Here is a 24801-nt window from a genome sequence, read left to right as displayed (position 1 = left end):
CACAGGTGATGGGCGTGGTCTGGTCCCGAAGGTGCCCAGGGCGGCGAGGCCGGCAATCAGTGCCGGCACTCCGAACAGGCGGGGGTATCCGCCCAGTGGTACGGCCAGGACGGAGGCCCCCGTGGTGGGCGCGGCGAGTAGTCCGCACTGGCGGCCGCGCGGGGTGCTCGCGGTGCTCATCGGGCACTGGGGCGGTCGCGTCGCGGTAGCCGCTCGGCGACCAGCTCGTAGGAGTCCTCGACCACGTCGGTGACCATCCGCTCGGTGATGCCGGGTCCCGGCCCCAGCGAGATCCAGTGGCGTTTGTCGAGATAGCGGCCCGGTGTGATCGAGGCGTAGCCGTGTACTTGAGCGCGGGCGTGTTCGGGTTCGCACTTGACCGTGATGATCTGTTCGTCCGGGTCGTCGGTGACGATCAGGAACACCTTGCCCGCGACCTTGTACACGTCGAGTCCCGGCGTGAAGGGATAGCCGTGGCTGACGTCGGGGAGGGCCAGGGCCGCCTGGCGGGCGGTGTCCTGGAGCCGGTCACCGGCCGCGTTCACCGGGCCGCCCGTGCGCCGGTGCCGTAGCTGTGCGGGTCGACGGGCCGCTCAGCCCTGGGCAGGTGAGCGACGACGAGCCGGTAGGAGTCGGTGACGAGTTCCTCGACCAGCTTCTTGTCGACGCCTTCCCCGCTCTCCAGGGTGATCCAGTGCTTCTTGTTCATGTGGTAGCCGGGGGTGATGTGGCTGTACTGCTGCCGCAGAGCGTGGGCCTCGCCGGGGTCCGCCTTGAGGATCACGACAGGACGCCCGGGAACCTCGGTCATCAGCATGAACACCTTGCCGCGCACCTTGAAGACCTCCCAGTCGGGACCGAAGGGGTGCTCCAGCTGGGCTCCGGGAAGTTCCTCCGCACAGTCGGCGGCGGTCTTCTGCAGGGTCGATCCGTTCATGGGCGGTGGGCCTCCCTGGGCGGTGACGGACTGCGGCATCGAGGGCGCGGAGGGCGCGCCGCACGGCGCGGTGGCTCGTGCCATCCTTCCGTCGAAGTCGACTGGAATGGCGGTAGGCTGCGGACACGTGATGGTCGACAAGCGACACTCCGGGCCGAGCAGGCAGGCCGGACCAGCTGCGGTTCCGCTGTACGGTTTCCAGCCCCCGGTCGGTACTCCCTACGGCCTTGAGGTGAGTACCGTCGAGGAGTTCTTCGCCCAGCACGACGACTGGCCGTGGAACCCGCCCCGTCCGGGCCGTGCCACCTTCCACTACCTCATCGCGGTCACCGAGGGCGAGTTGCGGCATGACGTCGACTACGCCACGCGGACCGTCGCCCCCGGCCAATGGCTGTGGGTGCGTCCCGGGCATGCGCAGTGCTGGCATCCGCCCGGCGCGGCCCGCGGCCCGTTCATCCTGTTCGAACCCGACGTGCTGCGGCCCGACCTCGCCCGTCTCCTGGCCCCGCTCACCGCGCACGAGGCCCCCGCCGTGCTGAGCCCGCACCCCGACGACACCGCCTGGCTCCAGCAGACGGCACTCCAGCTCCTGGACGAACACCGCGCACTCGGGCGCCGCCCCCTCGACATCCACCATGCCCTGCGGCGCAGCCTGCTCGAATCGCTGCTGCTGCGCCTGGCCAACTCCCCGGGCATCGTCCCTGTCGGCACGGCCACGGCCGGCATAGGCCGCGCCGACAGGTATGGCGGCTTCCTGGACGCCTTGGAGCTGCGTTTCCGTGAGCTTCACCAAGCCGCGGACTACGCCGAGTTGCTCGGCTGCTCGGTCCGCACCCTCAGCCGCGCCGCCCGGGACGCCACCGGTAAGGGGGTGCGCGAGCTCATCGACGAGCGGCGCCTCCTGGAAGCCCGGCGCCTGCTGGGAGGTGCCCGGTGGGACGCCCGGACGGTGGCCGTCCACCTCGGCTTCAGCGATCCCGCGAACTTCGGCCGCTTCTTCCGCGACCGCACCGGCCTCACCCCGGCCGCCTACGCGGCCCGCGACACCACGCCCGATCCGTGAGCAGAGCACGGCGGTGGCCCGCGGCCGCGAGCGGTGACGTCTCCCAATCCTTTCCTGGGATCCGACAAAGCACTCGGCGAGTGGCGGTCAGCTGGTGGTCAGCAGATGACACTTCCTTGCTTCTCTTCTTCCCGAAGCCCAGGCCGCCGAGGGGAGGCCCGTGCGGTCTGGGATCTGCCATCAGCGGACCCGGTGGACCTTGGGAAGCCAGCCGATCAGGCACTGCATGGCGCCACCCGTGAGCTGCCCCCGAGATCGAGCAACAGCGGTGCGGCAAACGGCAGAAGGGCCGGGCGTTCGATCACCCGCCTGCGGCGGCCCAGTCTTCGCCGCGACGGCCTGCAGTCCCAGCCCGGCAGCCAGTTGCTGGCAGCGCATGCCCTCCCGGGCCGCTTCAGCTCCAGCACCGACAAGATCCGCTGGTAGTCCGGCGCGAGGGTTCTCTTGGAGGACACGGGCCGCCGCCTACCGGCCCGAGAAGAGACGGTGGCCAGCGGCCAGCCAAGGGGCAGGGCGGAGTGATCTCTACCCCACCCGGGGCTGTTCAGGCGTCTGCTTCGTCCGCCTCCAGGACAGCCTCGACGTCGACCACGACATCGACCATGGCGCTGACGACCACTCCGCCCCGTTTGACCACGTCGTTCCAACTCACCCCGAAGTCATGGCGGTTGATGCGTGTCGTGGCGGTGAAACCAGCGCGGCGTCTGGGGCCGAGGTCCCGACCTTCCTCCCACCAGGGGGTATCCCACTGTCCCAGGTATGTGACCTCGAACGTCACGGGACGTGTTACGCCGCGTACTGTGAGGTCTCCGGTGATCTCGAACTCCGTTGCGCTCAGCTGATGAACGCGCGACCCGCCGAACGTCCACGTCGGGTGGTGCTCGACATCGAAGAAATCGGCACTGCGCAGGTGGGCGTCGCGCTGGGGCTGACCGGTGTACACCTGTGTCGCGTCGATCGTCGCCTCGACGCGGGCCTTCTCCGGCTCGTCGGGATCGACCTCCAGCAAGCCGTGCATGTTCTTGAACTGCCCGCGTACATAAGTGACCATCATGTGCCTGGCACGGAACTCCGCGCCCGTATGGCTGGGCTCGAAGAACCATCTGGTCATGGTCATGGAAGCTCCCTGGCCTACTGCCCGCTTCGGTCAGCATAGGACGACGACAGAGGACCACGGGCTGTGGTGGGCACGCGCGCTGCGTGACGCGGGGCCACGGATTCCCTGAGGCCGGGACGACGTGTCAAGTCACCGGAGCGCGCATTGCCGAGCAGTGGACGCAGGTCACCGGTGCTTGGTCACGCCCTCGATGACGAGGGAGATGCCGATGCCCAGCATCCAGACGTCCTTGGCCAGCGGGGTTCCCTGCTCCGTGGGGCGAAGGCTGCCTTCTCGGCGCATGCCCGGCGTGCGCAGGTACAGACCGAGCGTGCCGGCGGAGAATGCGGTCAGCGCAGCCCCGGCGACAGCGACAGGGACCACCGGCAGGAGCAACGCGGCGGAAATGGCGATCTCCCCAGTGGAGAGCAGCCGGGCGAACTGCTGGGCGTCGAGCTTTCCCAGGAACGGGTAGGTGGTGGTGGCGAACTGATGCAGCCCTTCAGCGGTGGCCTGGTCCGCGCCGCGTTTCGACAGCCCGGCGTTGAGGAAGAACGTGCCAACGGTGAGCCTGAGCGGCAGTTGCCGCGCTGTGGATCGCCATGCCGTAACGGATGCCATGCCGAGCCTCCCAATCGGTCGCTCTCCAACCACCCTGCCACCCGTCCGAGGCGTGTCAAACGCGCAGCTCCTCAGCAGCTCTGACCAGGATGTTCGCCGGGCTGGTGGTCGTGGCGGTTGGATGTGCGCTGACGTCCGATCCGACCGCTGGAGACGCGCGGCGACATGAACGTCTTCGGCAGTTGCGACCGCCTCGCCGGCGTCGCCGGGCCGGCCCCCGTCCCCAAGGACTCCGGACGCGTCCGCGGCAACTACGCCGGCCACGGCACTACTGCGGCCGCCTTGTGCGGGTCTTCTACATGTCTGCCATGGTCACCGCCCGCTCCTGCCCCGTCCCCCAAGCCTTCTACGAACGCAGGAGAGACGAGGGAAAATGCCACAAACAGAGGCGATCATTGCCCTCGCTCCACGTCGTCTGAACGTCCTGCGGGCCCTGATACGCGACGGTCGCACCTTCGAGACCACCGCACCGGCGCCCGCCATCGCCCTCCTCTGAAACCCCCACAGCCTGAACCGACACTGGTCGACAACTCCATTGGGAATCAGTAGTGCTGCAAGGCATCGGGGTGGGTGAGAAGCCAGCGGGTGACGGCACGGGCCGACAGTGGGGCCCGCCCGGTGGCAAGACAGGCGTTCGTCGTCAAGGGCGGAGGACCAGCTTGCCCTTCGTACGGCGGCCGAGCAGGTCCTCGTGCGCGTCGCGGGCCCGCGCCAGGTCGTACTCCGCGCCGACCTGGGGCCGCAGGCGACGCCGCGCCGTGAGGTCGAGCAGCTCCGCCAGCTCCGCACCGCCGGCGCCGTTCCTGGCGATGAGCGGGATGACCCAGAAGCCGGCGACGGTGATGCTGTCCACCGCCAGTCGGCTCGGCGCAATCACGGAGGCTGCCTGCCGGGACGAGGCGCCGTAGGTCACCAGTCGGCCGAGGTGCCCGAGTGGTCAGGGCGGCGTCGAGGACGGCGCCGCCGATGGCGTCCAGGACGATGCCGACCGGGTGTCCGTGATCGGCGGCAAAAACCCGCTCTCGATAGCCTTCCGCGTCGCCGTCGATCCCCGCGTCCGCGCCGAGCTCGAGAGCAAAGGCACGCTTCTCGTCGGAGACGCCGTGGCGATGATCCGTCCTGCCCCGGACTCCTGGGCCAGTCGGACGACGAGACTGCCCGTCCCGCCCGCGGCGGCATGGACCACCACGCTCTCACCGGGCCTGATACGCGCGACAGACCGCAGCAGATGCCACGCCGTCAACCCCCGTAGGAGAACTGCCAGCGCTTCGCCCGCACCCACCCCCCGAACCGCATGGCACGCACGAATGCTCTGGGAAGATCACTCCCGGCTGGACAGAGGAGCGCGTAGCTCGACTCGCAGCCGTATGGACGTGTCGATGGGCAGTCCCGAGCCGGCCCGGCGAAGATCCTTTGAGTAGCGTGCGATGAGGTCCAAATCCCGTAGTTGCCGCTGGAGCTCGCAGGCGAGTGCCTCGCCCGTGTCGACGGAGAGTTCGTCGTCTTCTACCTGGTCGGCCAGGTACTCAAGGTGCTGGTCGATCGCCTCAACCGCCCGGTTGCTGGTCCAAGCGGCAAATTCCTGGCAGCCGAACAGGTAGGCATGTGCGGCGTACAACGTCGCCGCTGCAGCTGACTCGTCCGCGTCATCCGGCCCGTCCTGGCCGTCGTTGTGGCAGTACTCGCTGAGCATGTACTCGCCGACACCGCGCTTAACAGCCGAGAAGGCCGTCGAGTCGCCGAGGACTCCCTCCCACACGGAATTCAGCAGCGGCCGCAGACTCACGGTAAACGGCGCCTGCTCGTCCTCGGGCAGTGCTTGGTGCCAACTCATCAGGCGCTCCGCGACACCGGCGGCGAACACACCACGCTCGCCGGACGACGCCGCCTTCAGCCGCTCCTCCACCAGCGCGGAAAGCTCCTGCCACGTATGCATTCGAAACCACCCCAGAGTCGCGATGCCAGCGTGCTCACGCCGGCCGAGGCGATCATCGCAGCCACCAGTGACAGCTCCACCCGCGAGCCCCCAGCGGTCGGTACTCTCGTCGACGCCGCTGTCTCCCCCTCGCGCTTCTGGCGAAACGCTGTCCCGCAAGTGTGGCCGTGCTCTGACCTGAGGCCGGCTCGGCAGGGTCAGGACCGCAGCCGACGGAAGAGGATCGTTCGACGGCGACCTGCGACCAGCTGGCTTCCTGCCGGCGAGCAGGGTCTACGCGGTGACCTGCGGCCACCGCAAGATCCTCAGTCTCCACACCCCGATGATCAGCGGTGCCCGCAGCCTTCCCGCAGCCAACCGACGAGCAAGATCACGGTCTATGGCTGGAGGTCGCGCTGGTACCAAGTGCCTGACTTGCCGCCGAGATCGGCCGGGGTGGCAGGGCCAACCGGGACGAACCCGGCCTTGGCCAAGACTTTCTGGGACGCGGCGTTGTCGTGGGAGGTGGCCGCCCGCAGTGTGCGCAGGCCGTGCATCGCTGCCGCCATCCGGCACAGCTCCCGGACGTTCGCGGTCGCCACTCCGCGGCCGGCGACCTGCTCCGCGACCCGGTAGCCGAGTCTGGCAGTGCCGTCCTCCAAGTCGTACAGGTTGAACCTGCCGAGTACCGAGCCGTCCTCCGCGACGAGCACATAGAAGGCGCAGATGCCGGCCTCCAGCTCGGCCAGCGCGGCGTTGTACCGGTCGGCGAACTGGTCGAAGAAGTCGTCGCCGCGATCTGAGATCGAGACAGCGAAGTAGCTGCGGTTCGCCAGCTCGAAGGCCAGGACCGCCGGGGCGTGGCCGGCATGCAGCCGCTTCAGCTCGGGCACCGCCCGACTGTACCCAGATCGTGCGCCGGGGCCACCCGAGTTTCCGCCATCGGCAGAGAGCCCCAAGACCAGGACACACAACGATCTACGGCTGGGGTATCAGCCAGCCGGGCCTGTCCCTCCCCACCTCATTACTCAGCGTGCTCTCACCACAGAAGTCGAGCCAGAGCCCGTTCTCGTGGACAAAGCCATGAGCGATAACCACCACAAACCGGAACGCAGCATGGCGACGCGCGCGATCCTGCTCCCCGAACCCGGTTGACCGGTGCTCAGCCCGCCGCGCCGTCGTCAGGAGCGCGCGAGCCGGGCGGCGAGATAGGGCGCGGTGGCGCTGCGGCGGGCTCTGGCCACCTTGGTCGGCGGGCCCGCCGCGACCACCCGCCCGCCCGCGTCGCCGCCGCCCGGCCCGAGGTCGATGACCCAGTCGGCGGTGGCGATCGTGTCCAGGTCGTGCTCGACGAGGACGACCGTGTTGCCGGCGTCGACGAGCCGGTGCAGCTGTCGCAGCAGCAGCGCGATGTCCGAGGGGTGCAGCCCCGCCGTCGGCTCGTCGAGCAGGTAGAGCGCGTGCCCGCGGCGGGCTCGCTGCAGCTCGGTGGCCAGTTTGATGCGTTGCGCCTCACCACCGCTGAGTTCCGTCGCGGGCTGGCCCAGCCGCAGGTAGCCCAGTCCCACCTCGCGCAACGTCTCCAGGCTGCGGGAGGCGGCCGGGACGGCGGACAGGAACGTGGCGGCGGCGTCGACGGACAGCGCCAGCACGTCCGCGATGTTCTTGCCGCGGTAGGTGACTTCCAGCGTCTCGGCGTTGTACCGGGCGCCGTGGCAGGTCGGGCACGGCGCGTAGGTGCCGGGCAGGAACAGCAGTTCCACCGCGACGAATCCTTCGCCCTGGCAGGTCTCGCACCGCCCTTCGGGCACGTTGAAGGAGAACCGCCCGGCCGAGTAGCCGCGCGCCCTGGCCTCGTCCGTCGCCGCGTACAGCTTGCGCACCGCGTCGAACATCCCCGTGTACGTGGCCAGGTTGGACCGGGGAGTTCGGCCGATGGGCCGTTGGTCGACCAGGACCAGCCGGTCGAACGACTCGAGTCCCGACGCGTCCTGGACGTCGACCTCCAGCTGCGCCTCGTCGGGCTCCTCGGGTACGAGTCCGAGGTGGCCGCGGACGACCTCGGCGAGCACCTGCGTCACCAGCGTCGACTTTCCGGAACCGGACACGCCCGTCACCGCCGTCATCACGCACATCGGTACGTCGACGGACACGTCGCGCAGATTGTGGCGGGACACGCCACTCAGGTGCAGCCAGCCGTGCGGTGTGCGCGGGCGGTGATCGAGCGGCTGGGCGCGCCCGAACAGGTACTGGCTCGTGGCCGACTCCCCCACCCGCTCAAGACCGGCGACCGGGCCGCTGTACAGCACGCGTCCGCCGCCCTCGCCCGCGCCGGGGCCGATGTCGACCACCCAGTCCGCCCGCCGTACGACGTCCATGTCGTGCTCCACGACGAACAGCGAGTTGCCGGCCGCCTTGAGGCGGTCCAGCACGTCAAGGAGCGGTTCCGCGTCAGCCGGGTGCAGGCCGGCGGAGGGTTCGTCGAGGACGTAGACGACGCCGAACAGCCCCGAGCGCAGCTGGGTGGCGATCCGCAGGCGCTGCGCCTCGCCGGGCGACAGGGTCGTCGAGCGGCGCCCGAGGCTGAGATACCCCAGGCCCAGGTCGAGCAGTACCTCCATCCGCGCGACCAGATCGCCGCAGATGCGGACCGCGACCTCGGTCGTCTCCCCGGATCGGGCGGTCGACGTGGTGGCGTCGGCCTCTGACCGCCCGGCGACGGGCCGCAGCAGCGCCACGACCTCGGTGAGCGGCATCGCGTTGATCTCGGCGATGGAACGTCCGGCGAAGGTCACGGCGAGCGCCTCGGGCCGCAGTCCGCTGCCGTGACACTCGGGGCAGGGCACACTCCGGACGAACCGCAGCGCCCGTTCGCGCATCTTCTCGCTCTTGGAGTCGGCGAGGACGTGCATGACGTGCTTGCGGGCGCTCCAGAACTTGCCCTGGTAGCCGTAGTCGATGCGGTCCTCCTCCGGCTCGATGTACACGGAGGGCTGCTCGTCCGTGTACAGCAGCCAGTCCCGGTCCTTCTTTCTGAGCCTGCGCCACGGTCGGTCGATGTCGATCCCCAGGCCGTTCACGACACTGCGCAGGTTGGCGCCCTGCCAGGCACCCGGCCAGGCGGCGATCGCCCCCTCGCGGATGCTCAGCGAGGGGTCCGGGACGAGCAGGTCCTCGGCGACGTCGTGTACGACGCCCAGTCCGTGGCAGTTCGGGCAGGCGCCGGCCGCGGTGTTGGGTGAGAACGACTCGGCTTCCAGCCGCGTGGCCCCGGGCGGATAGGTGCCGGCGCGGGAGTACAGCATGCGCAGCAGATTGGACAGCGTGGTGATGGTGCCGACCGTCGAGCGCGAGCTGGGCGACCCGCGTCGCTGCTGCAGGGCCACGGCCGGCGGCAGCCCGGTGATCTCCTGCACATGCGGCGCACCGACCTGTTGCAACAGTCTTCGGGCGTACGGTGCCACGGACTCGAAGTAGCGCCGCTGGGCCTCCGCGTAGAGCGTGCCGAACGCGAGTGAGGACTTACCCGAACCGGAGACGCCGGTGAAGGCGACCATCGCCTCCCGCGGAACGTCGACATCAATGTTCCGCAGGTTGTTCTCACTGGCGCCCCGGACATGCACGAAGGGGTCACTCGCGTCCTTGTTCACCGTTCCTGATTACCTGATCGCGCCGGGAACCGCGCGACAGGCGCCGTCACCGGGCCCCGCTCACAGGAGCGCCCGGAGAGTCCCGGTATGAGCCGCTCCCAGGGAACATTCGAGGGTGCTTCACCGTTGATCCGTGTGTGGGCGTGAAGGGAACTGTGTCCCCGGGCCTCACCTTTTGCCCATGAGGACGATCGTTCGGCTGAAGCCTTATGGAGCCCCCGCCGCGAGGCGACCGCCCTTCACGCCCACTCTCAAATCGGCCCCGGCCGGGAACCCCCCGAACCAGTCTGCTGCCCCCTACCGGCGCCTTTCGGCGAACGCGGTGGTTCGTCTCCCGGTGGCGCACCCGCCCCGCTGGCTCAGTCCCACGTCGCGAGCATGCGCCCGGGGCGGCCATGACCGAGTGCTCGACCCGGTAACAGACCCACGTGCCGCGCCGCTCGCAGGTGAGCAGCCCGGCCTCCTTGGACTTCTTCAGACGGCGGGAGACGGCCGGCTGCGAGACGCCCACCTCGCAGATGTCGCACACGCACGCTTCGCCGCCATGATGCGAGGTCACCGCCGAGAACTGGCATAGCCGGAGCGGATCGGCGAGGGCTGCGGTCCGGCCTGGTGACGGCGGGCGTCGCATCAACTCAGCGGCTGGCTTTGATGACTGGAACCTAGAGCAATCGGCGGCGGAGCCGGCCGAGCAGCCCGGCAGTCCCAGGTCTTGGTCCCTCGCGTGGAGCTCCAGATCCTCGACTGACACCAGGAAGCGGGGCGCTGCCGACATCACGGCTCCTGCCGGCCCCATGGATCAGCCGCACGGATCAGCCGCGGCCGGCTCCCCACCGAAGGCCGCGGCTGCCCCAGACACAGCAACATCAGCTTGCCGAAACCGTCGGTGAGGCCCGACCAAGCCTCCAGCCTACGAATCGCAAACGCCCCCACGCCCTGACGCCTACGAATCGATGGCAGACGCCCGGCCCGGCGCACAGTGACTGCACACCGTCACCACGGCCCACGCCAGCCCCCACTTGAGTACTCACAGCCTCCGGGCCGGGCAACGGATCACGTCGCGCAGTGCTATACGGCCCCCCGAAACGCCCGGGTCCTGGCCCGCGACGTGCATCGCCCAGGTCCGGGAGAAGAAGCCGCGGGGCGTGACGTAGCCCTCTGGCTGCATGGCTCGCAAGGTGTGTCGTGGGAACACGTGCGGTGGTTGCGCGGCGACCGCCTCACCCACGGCGGCCAACGCCTGTGCTTGTGGATCTCGGCGACCTGGCGGCCCTGGAGATCATACGGAAGGTGAGGCGCTGCCACCCGGCCTGGTACGACGAACGCGAGCCCTGGCCTTCGGCAGCACGCGGGAGCCATCCGAATCGCCCATCCCCCTCCCCCGGGCAAGTCACCTTTGGGCGCGGCTGAGCGCGACACGGCTGGCGCCGACTTGATCGACCCACGTGTGATGGGAGTCGACACGGGTACGCGGACGCCCTTCCGAATTGAGTGAGGAAGTGTTTCCCATGGCGCACGCGACGCTCGACGACGTACTGGGCGCTCTGCGGAACGTGGACTTTCCCGCAGACAAGACCGAACTGCTGGAGGCGGCCCGTTCCGCCGGTGCCGCGGATGAGGTGCTGTCCGCTCTGCGCGGCATCCCGCCCGAGACCTACACCAATCGGGAAGAAATCGCCCGTTCCATACGGACCGATCCCGACACGGACCTGGGGCTCAGCCCGGCCCAACGGGCCGAACAGGCCCGCCAGGGCGGCAAGCCTGGTCTGTCACAGCACTTGCGCGAGGTGCCCAAACCACCGATAGAGGAAGAGCTGGACCGCTGAAGCAGGACGGTGGCACGGGGGCGTGTGCGGCGTCGGTCAGGCGCTGGACGTGTTCACGGGACCATACGGCGAGGTCGGTGGCCACGTGGTGGACCTCGTGCTCGGTGCGGTGGCGTTTCGACCACTGTGGCCGTCGCCGCGTTCCAGGAGCCGGAGCCCGGCGGCGGTGGTCTGAACAGTGGTTGCTTGGAGGCGGGGCCCAAGCCGGTGACGGTGGTCTCGTTCGCGGCGCGCGCGGGTGTGTCGCCGCCCGGTGCGTGCCCGGCCTTGGTGTTGTCCCACCGGAGCGGCTGCCTTCAGCTGGGACCCGCGCGGTCTTCGTCCGCGTGTGGAAGTGGTAGAGGGTCCGGCCGGTGATCAGCTGGAACGGGTACTGCTCATCGGGCGTTTCGTGGGGCGGCAGGTAGGCGGCCGCCTTGATCATGGCCTTGCCGACGGGGTTGAGGGAGCGGTACGCGACTTCGTCGTCCGCCGCACCGGTCACCGGGTCCTTGCAGTAGGGCTCGCAGACCAGGGTGGCCCAGCCGGTATCGAGGCGTTCCGTGCCGTCCGGTACCTGCTCGCTGCAGGGCCACTGGATGCCGCTTCCGCCGCGCAGCCTTCGTGCCAGGTGATCAGCGGTCCGCCGTCCTTGTCACGGAAGTCCATGCGGGCGGCGTAGTCGAGGAAGATGTCCAGATCGGGTTTGGCCTCGCCGGGCGGTTCGACGCCGCTTACCGCTGCGCGGCCAGGGCAGGAGCCACCGCGGCCGGTTCCGTCACGGTGATTGTCCGTACGACGGCAGGGCACCCGGGGCGCTGTGGCAGAGCGACCGCGGATCCTGCTGACGGGCTGGTTCGGCTTCCTGGATGGGGAGGCGACCGCCGGAGACATACTGGCGCTGACCCGGGTGCAGGAGACTCTGCGGCGGTCCGGACTGGACCACGACGTGGCCTGGAGCCCCGGCTTCCGGCCCTCCGGACCACATCTGGCAAAGATCCGACCCGCGGACTACTCCCACCTGGTGTTCGTCTGCGGGCCCCTGCACGGTCCGCAGATCGAGGAACTGCACCGGCGGTTCGCGCACTGCGTGCGGATCGCCGTGGGAACCTCCGTCGTCGACCCCGGCAGCCCCGCCGTCACCGGGTTCCACCGTGTGCTGGCGCGGGACGCTCCCGATAGGGAGCCGACGCCGGATCTGGCGGCTCGCGCGACCGCCCTTCCCGCCCGGCCCGTGGTCGGGGTGATCCTCACTCACGGCCAGCAGGAGTATGGAGCACGTCGGCAGCACGCGCGGGTTGCCGAAGAGGTGACACGCTGGCTGTCCGGCCTGGACTGTGCGCGTCTGGAGTTGGAGACCCGGCTCGACGTGCGCGATTGGCGGCTGTGTGCGACGGCCGCCCAGTTGGAGTCGGTGCTCTCGCGGCTCGACCTGGTCGTCACCGACCGGCTGCACGGGATGGTGCTCGCCCTGCGTGCCGGGGTTCCCGCGCTGGCCGTCGACCCGGTCGAGGGCGGCGCGAAGGTGACGGCGCAGGCGCGCGCCTGCGGCTGGCCCGCACTGGTGCCCGCCGAGCGGCTCGACGCGTCCGTGCTGGATCAGTGGTGGGAATGGTGTGCGGCCGTGGGCCGCGGACGCGCCCGCGAGATCGGTGCCGAGTTCCGCCGAGGTGCGGCCGTGGACGGCGCGGAGGATCTGGTCCAGGCCCTTCGGCCGGGTGCCACCGGTTAGCCGCCGGAGGCAGGGGCACCTGCGTCCCTTCTCCGGCGGCCCGCGACGAGGAGAAACAGTGACAACCGGCCCGCTCCACGATGACGGGCAGCACCTACCTTCCGAGATCGAAGGCGCCCTGCGCCGCGACCTCCGCCTCGACGGGTGGATGCGCACGCTGGATCGGTGCCGACGGCCCCGGCGGCATGGTGCGCTACGCCGCGCCAGTGGACCGTGGCGTGCTGCTGGTCGTGTCCGTCGTCCTCCCGACAACCGGCATCGGCACCTCCGAACCGGCGGTGATCTGGGCGTAGTGATCATCGTGCCCGAGCCCGGAAGCAAGACGTGCGACATCCAAAGGGCAAGGCTGCACGAGGAGGCAGAGCGTTCGGGGGTTTCCAACCAGGACGCCAACGAGGCCGCCAACGACTCCCTGCAACAGGATCCGAAATGGCAGAGTCAGGGACCTCGCACCGAGCGCGGCCGCGGATCGAAGGACGAACGCCCCGAGAGCGCCGGCTGAAGCCGCCCGTTGCATTCCCCCGAGCGGGGCCGCGCGTGGCTGGGCTGCCCCGCTCAGCCTATGTACCGGCGGGCGGTCGACTGGCGCTGTGCAGCCTCCAGGAGTCGCAGCCGGGACTCGACCTCCGCAGGCAGCACCCGCCGTTCGCGCAGTACCCACGGCAGCGCGGCCGCGGCCTCGGCGAAGGCATGCAGGGAGGCGGTGTCGCGCGGGACCGTGCGGGCCAGGTGCAGGGTGCGGCGCAGGGCCCGGCCGGCCGGGCGACGGAGCCAGGTGAACCACAGCGTGTTACGGATGCCGTGTGCCCGGCGCAGAGTGGCGTCCCGGGCGACCGAGGGCTGGTGGTGGACCGTCAGGTGGTCGGCGTACGTCAGCCACCAGCCGTCGGCGGCGAGGTCCGCGGCGAGCAGCTCCTCCTCGCCGCCGAGCCACAGCCGGGGATGGAAGCCGCCGGCGGCCCGGAAGGCGTCGGCGCACAGCACGGTCGCGGCGGCCAGGAAGGAGCCGAGGGCCGGGCCAGGAAGCCAGCTCGGCCCGCGGATGGGCGAGTTGCGCAGTTCGGTGACGACCGGGTCTTCCGTGCCGCCCGGTTCGACGACGATGCGTGCCGTGACGGCGCCGACCGCGGGGTGTCGGTCGAGCAGATCGGCGGCCCCGGAGAGGGCGCCGGGAGCCCACCAGGAGTCGTCGTCGCAGAAGGCCACGTACGGCGTGTGCACATGGCGCATGGCCAGGTTGCGGCCGACGGCGCCGAGGTTCCGGCCGGGGCACAGCAGCAGCACGTCGGGGTGGTGACGGGTGACGGCTTCGCCGGTGCCGTCGGTGGAGGCGTTGTCGGTGACGATCACCCGGGGCCGCTCCGGCAGTTCGGCCAGGTGGTCGAGGGTGCGCAGCAGTTCGGGACAGCGGTTGTGGGTGATGACGACGACGGTCGTGCGGGGGTCGGTCATACCGTTGCTCCGATGGCTGCGGCCGCGGTGTGCAGCCTGCGTGCGGCATGTTCGACGTCCGGGGGCAGCGGCCGACGCGCGCCCAGTGCGGCGGGCAGGCGGGCGAGGGCCTGGCGGGCGTCGGGATCGTACCGGGCCTCGGCGGCGGCGACGGTGTGACCGTCGACGACGAGAGCGGCGGCCGCTCCGTCCCAGAGCTGTTGTGGCTGCTCGGTTCTGCGAGTGCCTGTACTGCACTTGTCTCAAACACTTCGAAACAGCGCTTCTGGCTGCCGTCGCCGGCGACGGTCAGGGGTGCGCCGTCCAGGGCCTGGGCGATGAGCGCGGGCACGGCGCGGCCGTCACCGGCGCGCACGCGGGGGCCGTAGGTGTTGAAGATACGGACGATGGCCGCGTCGGTGCCGTGAACGCCCCGGTCGGCCGTCCCAGAGCCTCGGCCAAGCGCTTGGACTCGTCGTAGACGCTGCGCGGGCCGACCGGATTGACGTCGCCCAGTACGTCTCGGCCTGCGGATGCTCCAGCGGGTCGCCGTACACCTCGGAGGTGGAGGCGAGGACGAAGGGTGCGTCGTCGCGGCGGGCCGGGTCCAGCGCGTGGCGGGTGCCATCGCTGCCGACGGCGTTGGCGTGACTGGTTGCCAGGCTATTCGCCGGCCTTGGCATGGATGGAAAGGTTGGTGATGTCAGGGCGTAACGGGGAGGCTAGCGAGGCGCCGCGAGCACGTCCCGGAGTACGTTCGCGAGAGTGACGCGGGCCAGCTCGTGTCTCAGGGTCTCCTCGATGCCCTCGTAGATGCTCTGCATGGCCGGCTGGATGCCGTGACCCACCACGCATCCCTGGTCCGGAGTGCTGCGGTGCATTGCGAACAGCGGGCCGGGTTCCACTGCCTCGTACACATCGAGCAGAGTCATCGACTCCAGGTCGCGTGCCAGCGACCAGCCCGCGCCCACGCCCCGCCGGGACTCCACGAGCCCAGCCCTGCGCAGTTCGCCGAGCAGCCGTCTGATCACCACGGGGTTGGTGTTCGCGCTGGTCGCGATCTGCTCGGAGGTGGCGACCTCATGGCCCTGGCGCTGGTAGAGGCCGATCCAGGCCAGCGCGTGGGCGGCGATGGTCAGCCTGCTGTTGGCGCTCATGGACTCCTCCTCTCGGCCGCAACGCTTCATGTTACGACAGCACAGTCGTAACAGCGAAGGTTGCAACAGCCTGTCGTAACAATTAACGTTGCGACTGCCGGAAAGAGTCAATCAACGAGGTGAGAAGAATGAGCAAGCCACTCACGGGCAAGGTCGTGCTGGTCACCGGGGGGTCGCGCGGACTGGGAGCCGCGACCGTACGGCTGCTGGCCGAGCAGGGCGCCGACGTCGCCTTCACCTACGTCAGCTCCGAGAAGCAGGCGCAGGCCGTCGTCGACGAGGTGCACGGCAAGGGAGCCAAGGCCGTCGCCTTCCAGTCCGACCAGGCGGACACGAGCCGGGCGCCGGCGCTGATCGACGACGTGGTCGCGCACTTCGGCGGCCTGGACATCCTCGTCAACAACGCGGCGATCTCCGTGGCCGGCACGGTGGACGACCCGGACGCCGACACCGCCGCACTGGACCGGATGCACGCCACCAACTACCTCGGCGTGATCGCCGTCATCCGGGCCGCCTCCCGAGTGCTGCGCACGGGCGGCCGCATCATCACGGTGAGTTCCGGACTGGGCTCCCGGGTCGGCGCCCCCGGCCTTGCCGACTACTCGGCGACCAAGTCCGGGATCGAGAGGTACACCATGGGCGCCGCACGCGATCTCGGGCCCCGGAACATCACGGCCAACGTCGTGGAGGCCGGACTGATGGAGGGCGGCATGCAACCGCCGGACCCCGAGACCCTCAATGCCCTGGTCAGCTCGCTGTCCCTGCAACGCATGGGGCACCCCGACGAAATCGCCGCAGCGATCGCCTTCCTGGCGAGCCCCGCCGCGTCGTACGTCACGGGCGCGGTGCTGGACGCCCACGGCGGCTACAACGCCTGAACCCGAACCGTTCCCGGGGACTGAGCGGGAGTGAGTCCTGTTGCCAGGCCTCATGCTCGGCCGAACGCCCAGGACGGTGTTGGGCGTTCTGGTTGCCCGCGTTGGCTCCGCGTCCGGGCGGCACGGATCGTGTCCGTGGTCCGGGGATGCGGGGGCGGGTTGCCTCACGCCCAGGAACACCTGGTCCGGCCTGGACGGTCCGATGCCCCTGCTCATCACTCCGGTGAGCAGGGGGCGGTGTCGCCCTCCGGCAGCATCGTGGCTGGTGGTGGTGCGGGTGGTGGTGGTGAGGGGTTTCTGCCAGTGCTGGGCGCCCCAGCGGCTGGTGTAGGCGGGGTCGACGGCGATGACGACGATGCCTGTCCGGTAGGCCATCGGGGCCAGTCGGCGCGCAGTCTGCCGGTGGGCATGCCGGAGACCAGCCGGCGGAAGCGTTTGCGGCGGCCGTGTTTCTCGCGGGTCTTCTCGGCGGCGAAGTCCAGGTCCTCCACCGCGATCGCCTTCAGATCACTGGTACGGGCCCAGTGCAGGAGGCGGGTCAAGGCGTGGCGGACCTGGGCGTGCCGGTGTTCGGCGCTGCCGGTCAGGGCGTAGAAGAAGCGCCGCGGGCTGCTCAGCATGCACAGGCACATCGTTCCAGACACCCGAACCAGCACCCATCCACCTTGGCCAAAGGCATAGGTCCCCGCCCCGGGCCGGGGCACCCAGAGTGCGCCCAGCCCGACCCTCGAACTCCCCATCCAGCTCGACTCCTACGTCCAGGGCCTCGGCGGCGCGGGCGTGGCCGACACGCATGCGCCGTTCGGTGTCCCGGTCAGGGAGAGGCGAGTGCACCAGTGATCTCCCGCAACTTGGCGGCCGTCAGCGAGGGTTGGGCGACGGCGTCGGCCGCTGACTCCAGTGAGTTGCCGCCAACTTGAGTCACACGGCAAAGGGCTGGTGTGGTCGGCTCCCGGGAACTCTCACCCTGTTCACGGGTGAATGTCGGAGCGGTAGATCGTCCGTCAGCGCAATCGACGCCGGGGCTCCTGGCCGTGACTCGATCTCGGGGCGCTGCTCGTTCAATCGCGGCTTGTGGTCCGATTCCTGGACCAGGCGGTGGCGTCGGCTCCGTACCGAGCCAGGAGCCGTGCGAACTGGGTCCGCTCCTCCGGTGACCAGGCGACGGTGATCTCCAGGAACGCTTCTCGCTGTTCAACGGCGAAGCGGTTGCGTTCGGCCTCGCCGTGCTCGGTGAGTTCGAGCACGGTGCGGCGTCCGTCGGACTGGGATGCCGCCCGCCGCAGCAGCCCGTCCGCTATGCAGGCGGCGACGGTCCGGCTGGCCACTGGCTGCGCGACGCCCATCTCGGCGGCAAGCCCGCCGACGGTCGTCTCGCCCGGCGCGTCGGCGATGACGTTGAGCACGAGATTGCGGGAGAGGTCCTTGCCCGATGCCGGTGCGCGTCGCCGCAGACGGGACAGCGCCGGGCCGATCTGATCCAACGCCCGGTCGTCGGGGGGCTGCTCGGAGGAGGACGTGCTGCTCATGTGCCGAGTCTAGGCCCGGCCAGCACATTTGCATACCTTTCAATAAGTCCATAGCATTAGGTATGTAAATCTTGAACGAGCTAGGAAATGAGGCGGACCGCCATGGCGCTCACCGCGATAACCAACGCGCAGATCTTCGACGGGGAGAAGGCGGTCGGCGTGCGGACCGTGGTCATCGACGGCGGGAGGATCGCCCGCGTCGGTGGCGACGCTCCCGAGGGCAGCGAGATCGTCGACGGCAGCGGCGCCACACTGCTGCCGGGACTCATCGACGCCCACGTCCACTCCGCCCCGGGCTCCCTGGCGCTCACCCTGCGGTTCGGGGTGACGACCGAACTGGAGATGCAGGGGATGAACACCCGGGAGAACCGGGGGGCCATCACCGACGACGACACACAGGCTGACGTGCGCTCCTCCGGCTTCGCCATCACACCACCCGGTGGTCACCCGAGCGAGCTGATGCCCGAAGGGTTCCGGCCCAAGTGGGACCTTCCCCCGGTGATGCCCCTGATGCCGTTCTCCACCACACCCGAGGAGGCCGCCGCCTTCGTGCCGCAGCTCCTCGCCCGGGGATCCGACTTCATCAAGTTCATGATCGACGACGGCAGCGTGGAGGGACACCCCGGACTGCCCGCGCTCGACCAGGCCACCGTGCACGCCGGTGTCGCCGAAGCCAAGAAGTACGGCGCACTGACCGTGGCCCACGCGCTGACCGTGGAAGCCACCAGGATGGCCGCCGAAGCCGGCATCGACGGCCTCACCCACGTGTTCATGGACCAGCCGCACACCGCCGAGATCATCAGCCTGATCAAGGACACGGGCATGTTCGTCATCCCCTGCGTCACTCTCAACGCCTCGATGATGGGGATCACCGGCAGCGAACTCGCCGACGACCCCCGCGTCGCCGCACGCCTCGACGCCGACTGGGACCGGACCCTGCGCTCCAGCTACAACCGCTACCCGCAGGGCAAGCTCCACGACGTGTACGACACCGTGCGCGCGCTGGACGCTGCCGGTGTCGACGTGCTGGCCGGCACCGACGCCTCCATACCCGAGACGTTCTTCGGGGGCCTGGCACACGGAGCGAGCCTGCACCACGAACTGCAATACCTGGTGGCGGCCGGCCTCACACCCGCACGGGCCCTGCGCGCGGCCACGGCGACCACGGCCCGCCGCTTCCGCCTCAGCGACCGGGGCCGCATCGCCGAGGGCCTCCGCGCCGACCTCCTGCTGGTCGACGGCGACCCGACCAGCAACATCAGCGACACCCTCAACACCCGTGCCGTCTGGCGCCGCGGCACCCGCCTGGCGGCATGACCGCGGTCCCTCCCCTTCGAGGGAGGGACTCGATCGTCCGGTTCTTGCTCGCTGTGGTACGGCGACCTTCTACGCTCCGCTGCATGCTGGATCCCGAGCTGCTGGAACGGATCACCGTGCGGCGCGCGGAACTGGACGAACTCGAAGAACAGCGGGTCAAACAGCTTACGGAAGTGCGGGCCGAGCGGGACGAACTCGCCGTCGCCGGCACGTACAGCACGTCGCCGGGATGGAGGACCAGGTCGGCCGCGGGCTCGGTGGGCGCTTCGCCCGGGTCCCCGATGTCGCGGTAGAGCGGGAACGGGCGAGTCGTACCGTAGATCCGCCACCGCTGCCCAGGCGGCGATCTGGTCGCCGCGGCGGGCGGTCCAGCGGATCAGCCCGTGCGGCCCCCACCCGGCGGCCGAGGGCGCCGGCGGCGGGCAGGTGAGCGAGCTTCATGCTCCTGCCCGACCTCACCGCCGACGAGGAACGCCGTCCTTGAACGCCTTCGTCGGGGACTCGCCCTTGGCGAGCAGGTCGGCCTCGATCCGGCCCGCGTGCGGGTGCCGGCCCCGCTCGCCGCAGAGGTTCCGCCAGCTGCGCCTCGGTGACCTCCTCGCCCGGCGTCCCTCCGAGCACGGCCAGGCCGCGCCCCATCCATCGCCCGACCGGGACACCGGCTTGCTCCTGGGCTTCGCGCAGCGGCGTGCGGGCCGGGCGGCGGCCGTCGCCAACAACGGTCTGACGCAGGTAGTACCGGTACGTCTGACCGGCTCGGACGATCCTGAGATCCACTGTCATGCAGACCACGCCACACGGCTCTGACCTGGACGGAAAGGCCGATCAGCGGTACGTCCCGCCAGGCGGGAGCAGCGGCCGAACTTTCTTCTCAGGCACCCATCCCACGGGAAGAGGCACTGGGCCGGAATCGAATGTCATTGCTCTCCGGCCCGGCAGTCCTTCCCCGCAGCCCCTCACTTCACCCCACCGCCACCCGGCGATCCCAGCGACTGTCCTGTACCGGGCCGCTCACCTGGGAGATGGTGGCCCGCGCGGAGAAGCGTCTGGCCCCCGAGACCGAGGTTCACCAGGAGAAGCTGAAGAAGTACGAAGACCGCGTCCGAGAGGACCAGGCGGCAGGACGTCGTGGAGCGAATAAACGGCCGCCGGTCCCGACGCAGCACAAGAGCGTCCTCGTTCGCCGGCGGGAACGCGACTGGTGAAGATGCGCGCCTAACTGGAGCAGGCCCGCCACCTCGGACGGTGGGCGCCGCTGGATGTCCGCACACTTCAGGTCCAAGCCAGGGACAACGTGTCCGCGGATGAAGTTCCCCTTCATCTGGTTTCCGGTTCGCGCCAAGATTTTCCTGTCGAACAGAGGATGGCGGACGACGGCGCTCGCCAACCTCAATCTGTCCGACCGAATCCGATCAGGTGCCCGGCTCAACGAGCCGAGCCCGGCCGCCTTCTACGGCGGCAGCCACCGCGGTTACACCGATCATCCCGTCCTCGCCACCACGGAGCGCTGAACCATGACCCCACTCCTCATCGACCCAGCCGACAAAACCGTCGCAATCACGGTCCAGCAGCGAACCTGGAAGACACCCGGGGCACCTTCCAACTGCTGGCCCCCATCGACCTCCCCACCGTTTTTCACCGGGTGGCGCCGTTCCCCGGAGTCAGAAGCGTGGCGAACCAGACCGAAGCCTGGGACCACGCAGGCTCGCGAAGGAACCCGCAGTTCGACGACGGATCACAAGTCGACGAACAGCTCACCGAGTACACGGCGGGATCCAGCTTCGCCTATCAACTGACCGGCTTCACCAACGTCCTCTCCCGCCTCGCGGTCGGCGTCCGAGGCGAGTTCAACGTCAACCTCGACGGTGACGGCACGCTCATTCGGTGGACCTACGAGTTCAAGGCACTGCCCGGTCGCCGCTGGATCCTCGCTGGCCCCTTCGCTCCACTCTGGCGCCGATACGTGACTCCTCCCCCGGCTGAAGCCGGGGGCTTCTCGCTATGCCGGGTTGGCGTTGCGACGGACCAGCCCGGCCCGTAGAACGTTGGTGGCTGCGACTGTGTCGGCGTGCGCGTGATGGCCGCAGGCGAGGCAGTGAAATTTTTCCTGTGTGGGCCGGTTCTCCTTGGCCGTGTGCCCGCATTCGGGGCAGGCGCGGGAGGTGTTGCGGGGGTTGACGGCGATCACTTCCCGTCCGGCGCTTTCAGCCTTGGCGTGCAGGATCGTCAAAAACACCCCCCAACCGGCGTCGTGGATCGACGTGTTGAGCCCGGACTTGGCGGCGGCCCCGTTGGGCAGGAAGGTGCCGGGCCGGTCGGGGTCGGGCTTCGGTGCGGGGGCCCTGCTCATGTTGCGGATTTTGAGGTCTTCGTGCGCGATGACGTCGTGCGCGCGGACCAGGCTAATCACAATACCAGTGACTTAGGGTGGTGGCTGGTAGGGTGCGTGGCGGGGAGGTGCCGGGATGCCACGGCCGGGTCAGGTGAAGCCGGAGACGGACGAGCGGTTGTCGGATCGCATCGCGGTCGGGCTGTTGACGCGGTCGTTCCCGCCGGAGCTGGTGGATCGGGTGGTGGCCCAGTGCGGGAGGTCCGGGCAGCGTAACCGGCTGCTGCCGCCGCGCGTGGTGGTCTACTTCGTGCTGGCGATGTGCTTGTTCTCCGGCCAGGGCTACGAAGAGGTCGCTCGGCTGCTGACGCATGGGCTGACCTGGGCGAAGCGCTGGTCGGGGTCGTGGCAGGTGCCGACCACGGGGGCGATCTCGAGAGCGCGCGCGAGACTCGGTCCAGAACCGCTGAAGGCCCTGTTCGCCTCGGTGGCCCGGCCGTTGGCCACGGAATCGACACCGGGTGCCTTCTACGGCCGGTGGCGGCTGATGGCCATCGACGGCACAGTCTTCGACGTTCCGGACAGCCAGGAGAACGTGGCGCACTTCGGGCGCCCGAAGACCCACCGCACCCAGCGGTGTGCGTATCCGCAGGTGCGGGTGGTCGCGCTGGCCGAGTGCGGCACCCATGCCATCACCACGGCGGCTCTCGGCCCATGCACCACGTCCGAACTCGTGCTGGCCCGCGAGCTGTTCGGTCACCTGGGCGAGGACGATCTGCTGCTGGCCGACCGCGGCTTCACCGGCCTGGAGCTGTGGCGGGCGGCCTCGGCCGGCGGTGCGGACCTGCTGTGGCGCATCCGTTCCCACCAGGTGCTGCCGGTCCGCGAAGAGCTGCCCGACGGCTCGTACTTGTCAGAGATCGTCGCGGCCAGAGACCACCGCAAGCGTGCCGACCCGGAAATGGTGCGGGTGATCGAGTACACCCTGGACGATCCCGGGCAGGACGCCCCTTACCGGCTGATCACCACGGTCCTCGATCCCGATGCCGCCCCGGCCACCGAGCTGGCCGCCCTGTACCACCAGCGGTGGGAGTTCGAGAACACGCTGGACGAGCTGAAGACCCATCAACGCGGACCTGCCCAGGTCCTGCGCTCCCGCTCACCCGAAGGCGTCGAGCAGGAGGTCTGGGCACACCTGCTGGTCCACCACGCCATCCGCACCCTGATGCACGACGCCGCCGAGCAGGCCGGCCTCGACCCCGACAGGCTCTCCTTCACCCGGAGCATCCGCCTCGCACGACGCCAGGTCACCGCGCAGGCGGCCCTTTCCCCTGACCGTCTGACCGCCGCCCTCACCGACGGACTCCGCGAGATCACCGCGCGCCTGTTACCCACCCGCCGCAGACGCTCCAACCCGCGCGTGGTCAAACGCAAGATGTCCAACTTCGGCGTCAAACGCGACGAGCACTACACCTGGCCTCAGCCCACCCGGGACCCAGCAGACGCCATGACCATCGCCCCGCACTGGCGCACCGCCCCGATCAACCCGTCAACCAAAGCCCGACGAAGCTAGGTCACTAAGTCACTGGTATTGAGCTAAGGGCGGTCTTGTGGGCGTGGTCGAGCCGCTGGCGCCGTACCTTGCCGTGGAGTTGGGCAACCTTGTCCACCGCGCGCTGGTGGCCTGCGGTGCGGTCTGTGGCCTTGCGGCGCGGGAAGCGGGACAGCGCCTGCTGCGCGGCTTGAAGCTTCTTGGCCGCGCGGCGGCCGTGGCGCGGGTTGGGTACGAACTCGCCGTTGGAGTCGGCGAGGAAGTTGGCGATGCCCAGGTCGATGCCGACCATGCTGCCGGTCACGGGCAGCGGCTCGGGCTGCTCCTGCTCGGCGGTGAGCACGACGAACCACTTACGTCCCTCACGCTTGACGGAGACGGTCTTGACCCGGCCGGCCACCGGCCGGTGCTGGTTGACCTTGACGTGGCCGACGCCCTGGAAGCGGACGCGGGTGACGGGGTCGTGCGGGGTGGCATTCCACCGGCAGCCGTCGCCGTCCTTCGGGAAGTCCACCGTGTCGAACCAGTTCACGCCGCGAAAGCGCGGATAGCCGGCCGCCTGCCCGGACCTGACCCGGCGGAAGAACGCGGCGAACGCCTTGTCCAGGCGGCGCAGGGTGGCCTGCTGCGAGGAGAACGACCAGCGGCCCTGCCGCTCCGGGTCGAACGCCCGGATCTCTTTGAGCTGAGCGGACTGCATGCCGTACTTAACGCTGGTCTTGGAGACGTGCCGCCAGGCGTCGCGCCGTTCCTGCAAGGCCCCGTTGTAGAGGGAGCAGTGGTCGCGCAGCATCTCGCCCAGCGCCTGGGCCTGGCGAACGGTGGGCCGCAGGAGGAACTTGTACGCACGGATCATCCAGCCCACCCCCTCCGGTCGAGTTCACGTGATCCTACTACACTTGGTATATGTCACCACGCTGGGAACCAGATCCCGATGTCCGACGAGGAAATCATGTCGTTTTCCACCTCCACGCACACTTGGTGTTTCTCACGAAGTACCGGCGTGAGATCTTCAACGACGAGATGCTGACGCGCTGCGAGACGATCATGCGGGACGTGTGCGAGAGCTTCGGCGCCCAGCTGCGGGAGTTCAACGGCGAAGGCGATCACGTCCACCTGCTCGTGCACTACCCGCCGAAAATCGCCCTGTCCAAGCTCGTCAACTCCCTCAAGGGCGTCAGTTCCCGCTACCTGCGCGCGGAGTACACCGGCCGGATCAACCAGATCGGGACGGGCTCGGTGTTCTGGTCCCCGTCCTACTTCGCAGGGTCCTGCGGCGGCGCACCGCTGAGCATCGTCAAGGACTACATCGACAACCAGAAACGCCCCGCCTGACCGCCACCACGCAAACGCAGTGACCTCCGGCGCTTCGCACCTCCACACCGAGGATCACACTCCCGCCCGGCCAGAAGGCCGGAATTCCCTGCAAAGATCAAAGGATGGTGGCCGCCCTCTCCCGGTGCTACAAGTGATCGAAGCAGAGGAAAGCGGCGAGTAGGCGTGCCCCCGGCCCCCAGCTACGAGAAACTCCAGGTCCTGGCGCCGGAGGCACTTGGGTCCCGTCGGCTGCGGGGCCGCACACGCCAAACGGCTACAAGGTAAACAACGTTGAAAGCGGGTCAGGAACATGAACGCCTCCCAGCGCAGCACTGGGACCGTCGCCCACGCGTCCGTGAACCTGATGAACGGTCACGACCATGCAGGCCCGAATGTCAGGAAGGACGAACGACGAGAACCTACGAACTCCGCGTGTCCACCCTGTCCTCCCAGGAGGCGTGCCACAGCTTGC

The 24801-nt window shown here is 69.3% G+C and carries 24 protein-coding genes and 6 pseudogenes; 13 read left to right on the top strand and 17 right to left on the bottom strand.

The genetic code is table 11. From position 1 onward, the window contains the following. Window positions 1-176 precede the first annotated feature (176 nt). Together OG985_RS44210 and OG985_RS44205 are read right to left on the bottom strand one after the other, a co-directional pair. Window positions 177-545, bottom strand: a complete 369-nt coding sequence (locus OG985_RS44210) for an MmcQ/YjbR family DNA-binding protein (protein WP_371674049.1) — start codon at window positions 543-545, stop codon at window positions 177-179. Then, window positions 542-937 carry an MmcQ/YjbR family DNA-binding protein gene (locus OG985_RS44205; protein ID WP_371674048.1) on the bottom strand — a complete coding sequence of 132 codons (396 nt, stop codon included), beginning with the start codon at window positions 935-937 and terminating at the stop codon, window positions 542-544. The genes OG985_RS44210 and OG985_RS44205 overlap by 4 nt, the downstream gene beginning before the upstream one ends. A 232-nt stretch (window positions 938-1169) precedes the next feature. Between OG985_RS44205 and OG985_RS44200 the strand changes: the two genes are divergently transcribed. Beyond that, on the top strand, window positions 1170-2000 hold the full coding sequence (locus OG985_RS44200; protein WP_371674047.1) for a helix-turn-helix domain-containing protein: 831 nt from the start codon (window positions 1170-1172) through the stop codon (window positions 1998-2000). Between the two features lie 544 nt (window positions 2001-2544). Here the strand turns inward: OG985_RS44200 and OG985_RS44195 are convergent. Together OG985_RS44195 and OG985_RS44190 are read right to left on the bottom strand one after the other, a co-directional pair. Next, window positions 2545-3117, bottom strand: coding sequence for a YceI family protein (locus tag OG985_RS44195; RefSeq protein ID WP_371674046.1), 573 nt, complete (start codon window positions 3115-3117; stop codon window positions 2545-2547). A gap of 165 nt (window positions 3118-3282) precedes the next feature. After that, window positions 3283-3717 carry a hypothetical protein gene (locus OG985_RS44190; protein WP_371674045.1) on the bottom strand — a complete coding sequence of 145 codons (435 nt, stop codon included), beginning with the start codon at window positions 3715-3717 and terminating at the stop codon, window positions 3283-3285. 373 nt (window positions 3718-4090) lie between these two features. Between OG985_RS44190 and OG985_RS44185 the strand changes: the two genes are divergently transcribed. Then, the gene (locus tag OG985_RS44185; protein WP_371674044.1) at window positions 4091-4213 is read left to right on the top strand and encodes a hypothetical protein; all 123 of its coding nucleotides are present in this window, start codon (window positions 4091-4093) and stop codon (window positions 4211-4213) included. A 144-nt stretch (window positions 4214-4357) separates the two neighbouring features. On the opposite strand, the gene OG985_RS44180 is transcribed toward OG985_RS44185, so the two are convergent. From OG985_RS44180 to OG985_RS44160, 5 genes and pseudogenes are all read right to left on the bottom strand, one after another. After that, entirely contained in the window at window positions 4358-4630 is a 273-nt protein-coding gene (locus tag OG985_RS44180; protein ID WP_371674043.1) for a zinc-binding dehydrogenase, read from the bottom strand. 408 nt (window positions 4631-5038) lie between these two features. After that, window positions 5039-5653, bottom strand: a complete 615-nt coding sequence (locus tag OG985_RS44175) for a hypothetical protein (protein WP_371674042.1) — start codon at window positions 5651-5653, stop codon at window positions 5039-5041. Window positions 5654-6030: 377 nt separating this feature from the next. Further along, window positions 6031-6525, bottom strand: a complete 495-nt coding sequence (locus tag OG985_RS44170; protein ID WP_371674041.1) for a GNAT family N-acetyltransferase — start codon at window positions 6523-6525, stop codon at window positions 6031-6033. A 288-nt stretch (window positions 6526-6813) separates the two neighbouring features. Further along, a complete protein-coding gene (gene uvrA / locus OG985_RS44165) occupies window positions 6814-9282 on the bottom strand; it encodes an excinuclease ABC subunit UvrA (RefSeq protein ID WP_371674040.1) in 2469 nt (822 codons plus the stop codon). A 382-nt stretch (window positions 9283-9664) separates the two neighbouring features. Then, window positions 9665-10057 (bottom strand): annotated as a pseudogene (locus OG985_RS44160) (ArsR/SmtB family transcription factor); the annotation flags it as partial. Between the two features lie 733 nt (window positions 10058-10790). On the opposite strand from OG985_RS44160, the gene OG985_RS44155 reads away from it, so the two are divergent. The 4 genes from OG985_RS44155 to OG985_RS44140 all read left to right on the top strand — a co-directional run bounded on the left by OG985_RS44155 (window position 10791) and on the right by OG985_RS44140 (window position 13321). Continuing rightward, entirely contained in the window at window positions 10791-11108 is a 318-nt protein-coding gene (locus tag OG985_RS44155) for a DUF2795 domain-containing protein (RefSeq protein ID WP_371674039.1), read from the top strand. A gap of 799 nt (window positions 11109-11907) precedes the next feature. Next, entirely contained in the window at window positions 11908-12819 is a 912-nt protein-coding gene (locus OG985_RS44150) for a polysaccharide pyruvyl transferase family protein (RefSeq protein WP_371674038.1), read from the top strand. Window positions 12820-12899: 80 nt separating this feature from the next. Further along, on the top strand, window positions 12900-13112 hold the full coding sequence (locus tag OG985_RS44145) for a hypothetical protein (protein WP_371674037.1): 213 nt from the start codon (window positions 12900-12902) through the stop codon (window positions 13110-13112). Continuing rightward, a complete protein-coding gene (locus OG985_RS44140) occupies window positions 13112-13321 on the top strand; it encodes a hypothetical protein (protein WP_371674036.1) in 210 nt (69 codons plus the stop codon). Before OG985_RS44145 ends, OG985_RS44140 begins: the two co-directional genes overlap by 1 nt. A 53-nt stretch (window positions 13322-13374) precedes the next feature. Here OG985_RS44140 and OG985_RS44135 read toward each other — a convergent pair whose 3' ends face one another. The 3 genes and pseudogenes from OG985_RS44135 to OG985_RS44125 all read right to left on the bottom strand — a co-directional run bounded on the left by OG985_RS44135 (window position 13375) and on the right by OG985_RS44125 (window position 15407). Next, a complete protein-coding gene (locus OG985_RS44135) occupies window positions 13375-14271 on the bottom strand; it encodes a glycosyltransferase family 2 protein (protein ID WP_371674035.1) in 897 nt (298 codons plus the stop codon). Window positions 14272-14524: 253 nt separating this feature from the next. Then, a pseudogene (locus OG985_RS44130) lies at window positions 14525-14888 on the bottom strand (NAD-dependent epimerase/dehydratase family protein); the annotation flags it as partial. An 84-nt stretch (window positions 14889-14972) separates the two neighbouring features. After that, on the bottom strand, window positions 14973-15407 hold the full coding sequence (locus tag OG985_RS44125) for an Rrf2 family transcriptional regulator (protein WP_371674034.1): 435 nt from the start codon (window positions 15405-15407) through the stop codon (window positions 14973-14975). 128 nt (window positions 15408-15535) lie between these two features. Between OG985_RS44125 and OG985_RS44120 the strand changes: the two genes are divergently transcribed. Continuing rightward, complete coding sequence (locus OG985_RS44120; protein ID WP_371674033.1) at window positions 15536-16285, top strand: SDR family NAD(P)-dependent oxidoreductase; 750 nt, start codon at window positions 15536-15538, stop codon at window positions 16283-16285. Here the strand turns inward: OG985_RS44120 and OG985_RS44115 are convergent. Then, window positions 16242-16893, bottom strand: a pseudogene (locus tag OG985_RS44115) (IS200/IS605 family accessory protein TnpB-related protein); the annotation flags it as partial. The gene OG985_RS44120 and the pseudogene OG985_RS44115 sit on opposite strands and share 44 nt — an antisense overlap. Before the next feature lie 453 nt (window positions 16894-17346). After that, window positions 17347-17814: a MarR family winged helix-turn-helix transcriptional regulator gene (locus OG985_RS44110; RefSeq protein WP_371674032.1), complete on the bottom strand. Its 468-nt coding sequence runs from the start codon at window positions 17812-17814 to the stop codon at window positions 17347-17349. A gap of 102 nt (window positions 17815-17916) precedes the next feature. On the opposite strand from OG985_RS44110, the gene OG985_RS44105 reads away from it, so the two are divergent. Then, window positions 17917-19131, top strand: a complete 1215-nt coding sequence (locus OG985_RS44105; protein ID WP_371674686.1) for an amidohydrolase family protein — start codon at window positions 17917-17919, stop codon at window positions 19129-19131. Here the strand turns inward: OG985_RS44105 and OG985_RS44100 are convergent. After that, window positions 19085-19414 carry a hypothetical protein gene (locus OG985_RS44100; protein ID WP_371674685.1) on the bottom strand — a complete coding sequence of 110 codons (330 nt, stop codon included), beginning with the start codon at window positions 19412-19414 and terminating at the stop codon, window positions 19085-19087. The two genes, OG985_RS44105 and OG985_RS44100, sit on opposite strands and share 47 nt — an antisense overlap. Before the next feature lie 197 nt (window positions 19415-19611). On the opposite strand from OG985_RS44100, the gene OG985_RS44095 reads away from it, so the two are divergent. The 3 genes from OG985_RS44095 to OG985_RS44085 all read left to right on the top strand — a co-directional run bounded on the left by OG985_RS44095 (window position 19612) and on the right by OG985_RS44085 (window position 21172). Continuing rightward, window positions 19612-19938 carry a hypothetical protein gene (locus tag OG985_RS44095; RefSeq protein ID WP_371674031.1) on the top strand — a complete coding sequence of 109 codons (327 nt, stop codon included), beginning with the start codon at window positions 19612-19614 and terminating at the stop codon, window positions 19936-19938. Between the two features lie 497 nt (window positions 19939-20435). Next, window positions 20436-20642 (top strand): hypothetical protein, encoded by a 207-nt coding sequence (locus OG985_RS44090; protein ID WP_371674030.1) that lies wholly within the window; start codon window positions 20436-20438, stop codon window positions 20640-20642. 158 nt (window positions 20643-20800) lie between these two features. Continuing rightward, the gene (locus OG985_RS44085; protein ID WP_371674029.1) at window positions 20801-21172 is read left to right on the top strand and encodes an SRPBCC family protein; all 372 of its coding nucleotides are present in this window, start codon (window positions 20801-20803) and stop codon (window positions 21170-21172) included. Here the strand turns inward: OG985_RS44085 and OG985_RS44080 are convergent. Further along, window positions 21131-21538, bottom strand: a pseudogene (locus tag OG985_RS44080) (RNA-guided endonuclease InsQ/TnpB family protein); the annotation flags it as partial. The gene OG985_RS44085 and the pseudogene OG985_RS44080 sit on opposite strands and share 42 nt — an antisense overlap. Before the next feature lie 58 nt (window positions 21539-21596). On the opposite strand from OG985_RS44080, the pseudogene OG985_RS44075 reads away from it, so the two are divergent. Then, window positions 21597-22793: pseudogene (locus OG985_RS44075) on the top strand (IS4 family transposase); the annotation flags it as partial. 256 nt (window positions 22794-23049) lie between these two features. Here the strand turns inward: OG985_RS44075 and OG985_RS44070 are convergent. Continuing rightward, window positions 23050-23868, bottom strand: a pseudogene (locus OG985_RS44070) (RNA-guided endonuclease InsQ/TnpB family protein); the annotation flags it as partial. Window positions 23869-23918: 50 nt separating this feature from the next. On the opposite strand from OG985_RS44070, the gene tnpA reads away from it, so the two are divergent. Then, window positions 23919-24347 carry an IS200/IS605 family transposase gene (tnpA, locus tag OG985_RS44065; RefSeq protein WP_371674028.1) on the top strand — a complete coding sequence of 143 codons (429 nt, stop codon included), beginning with the start codon at window positions 23919-23921 and terminating at the stop codon, window positions 24345-24347. Window positions 24348-24801 lie beyond the last annotated feature (454 nt).

The sequence above is a fragment of the Streptomyces sp. NBC_00289 genome, assembly GCF_041435115.1.
In the GTDB taxonomy this organism is placed as follows: Bacteria; Actinomycetota; Actinomycetes; order Streptomycetales; family Streptomycetaceae; genus Streptomyces.
Note: the sequence above shows the minus strand (reverse complement) of the source record. Positions and strands in the feature narration are given on the sequence as shown.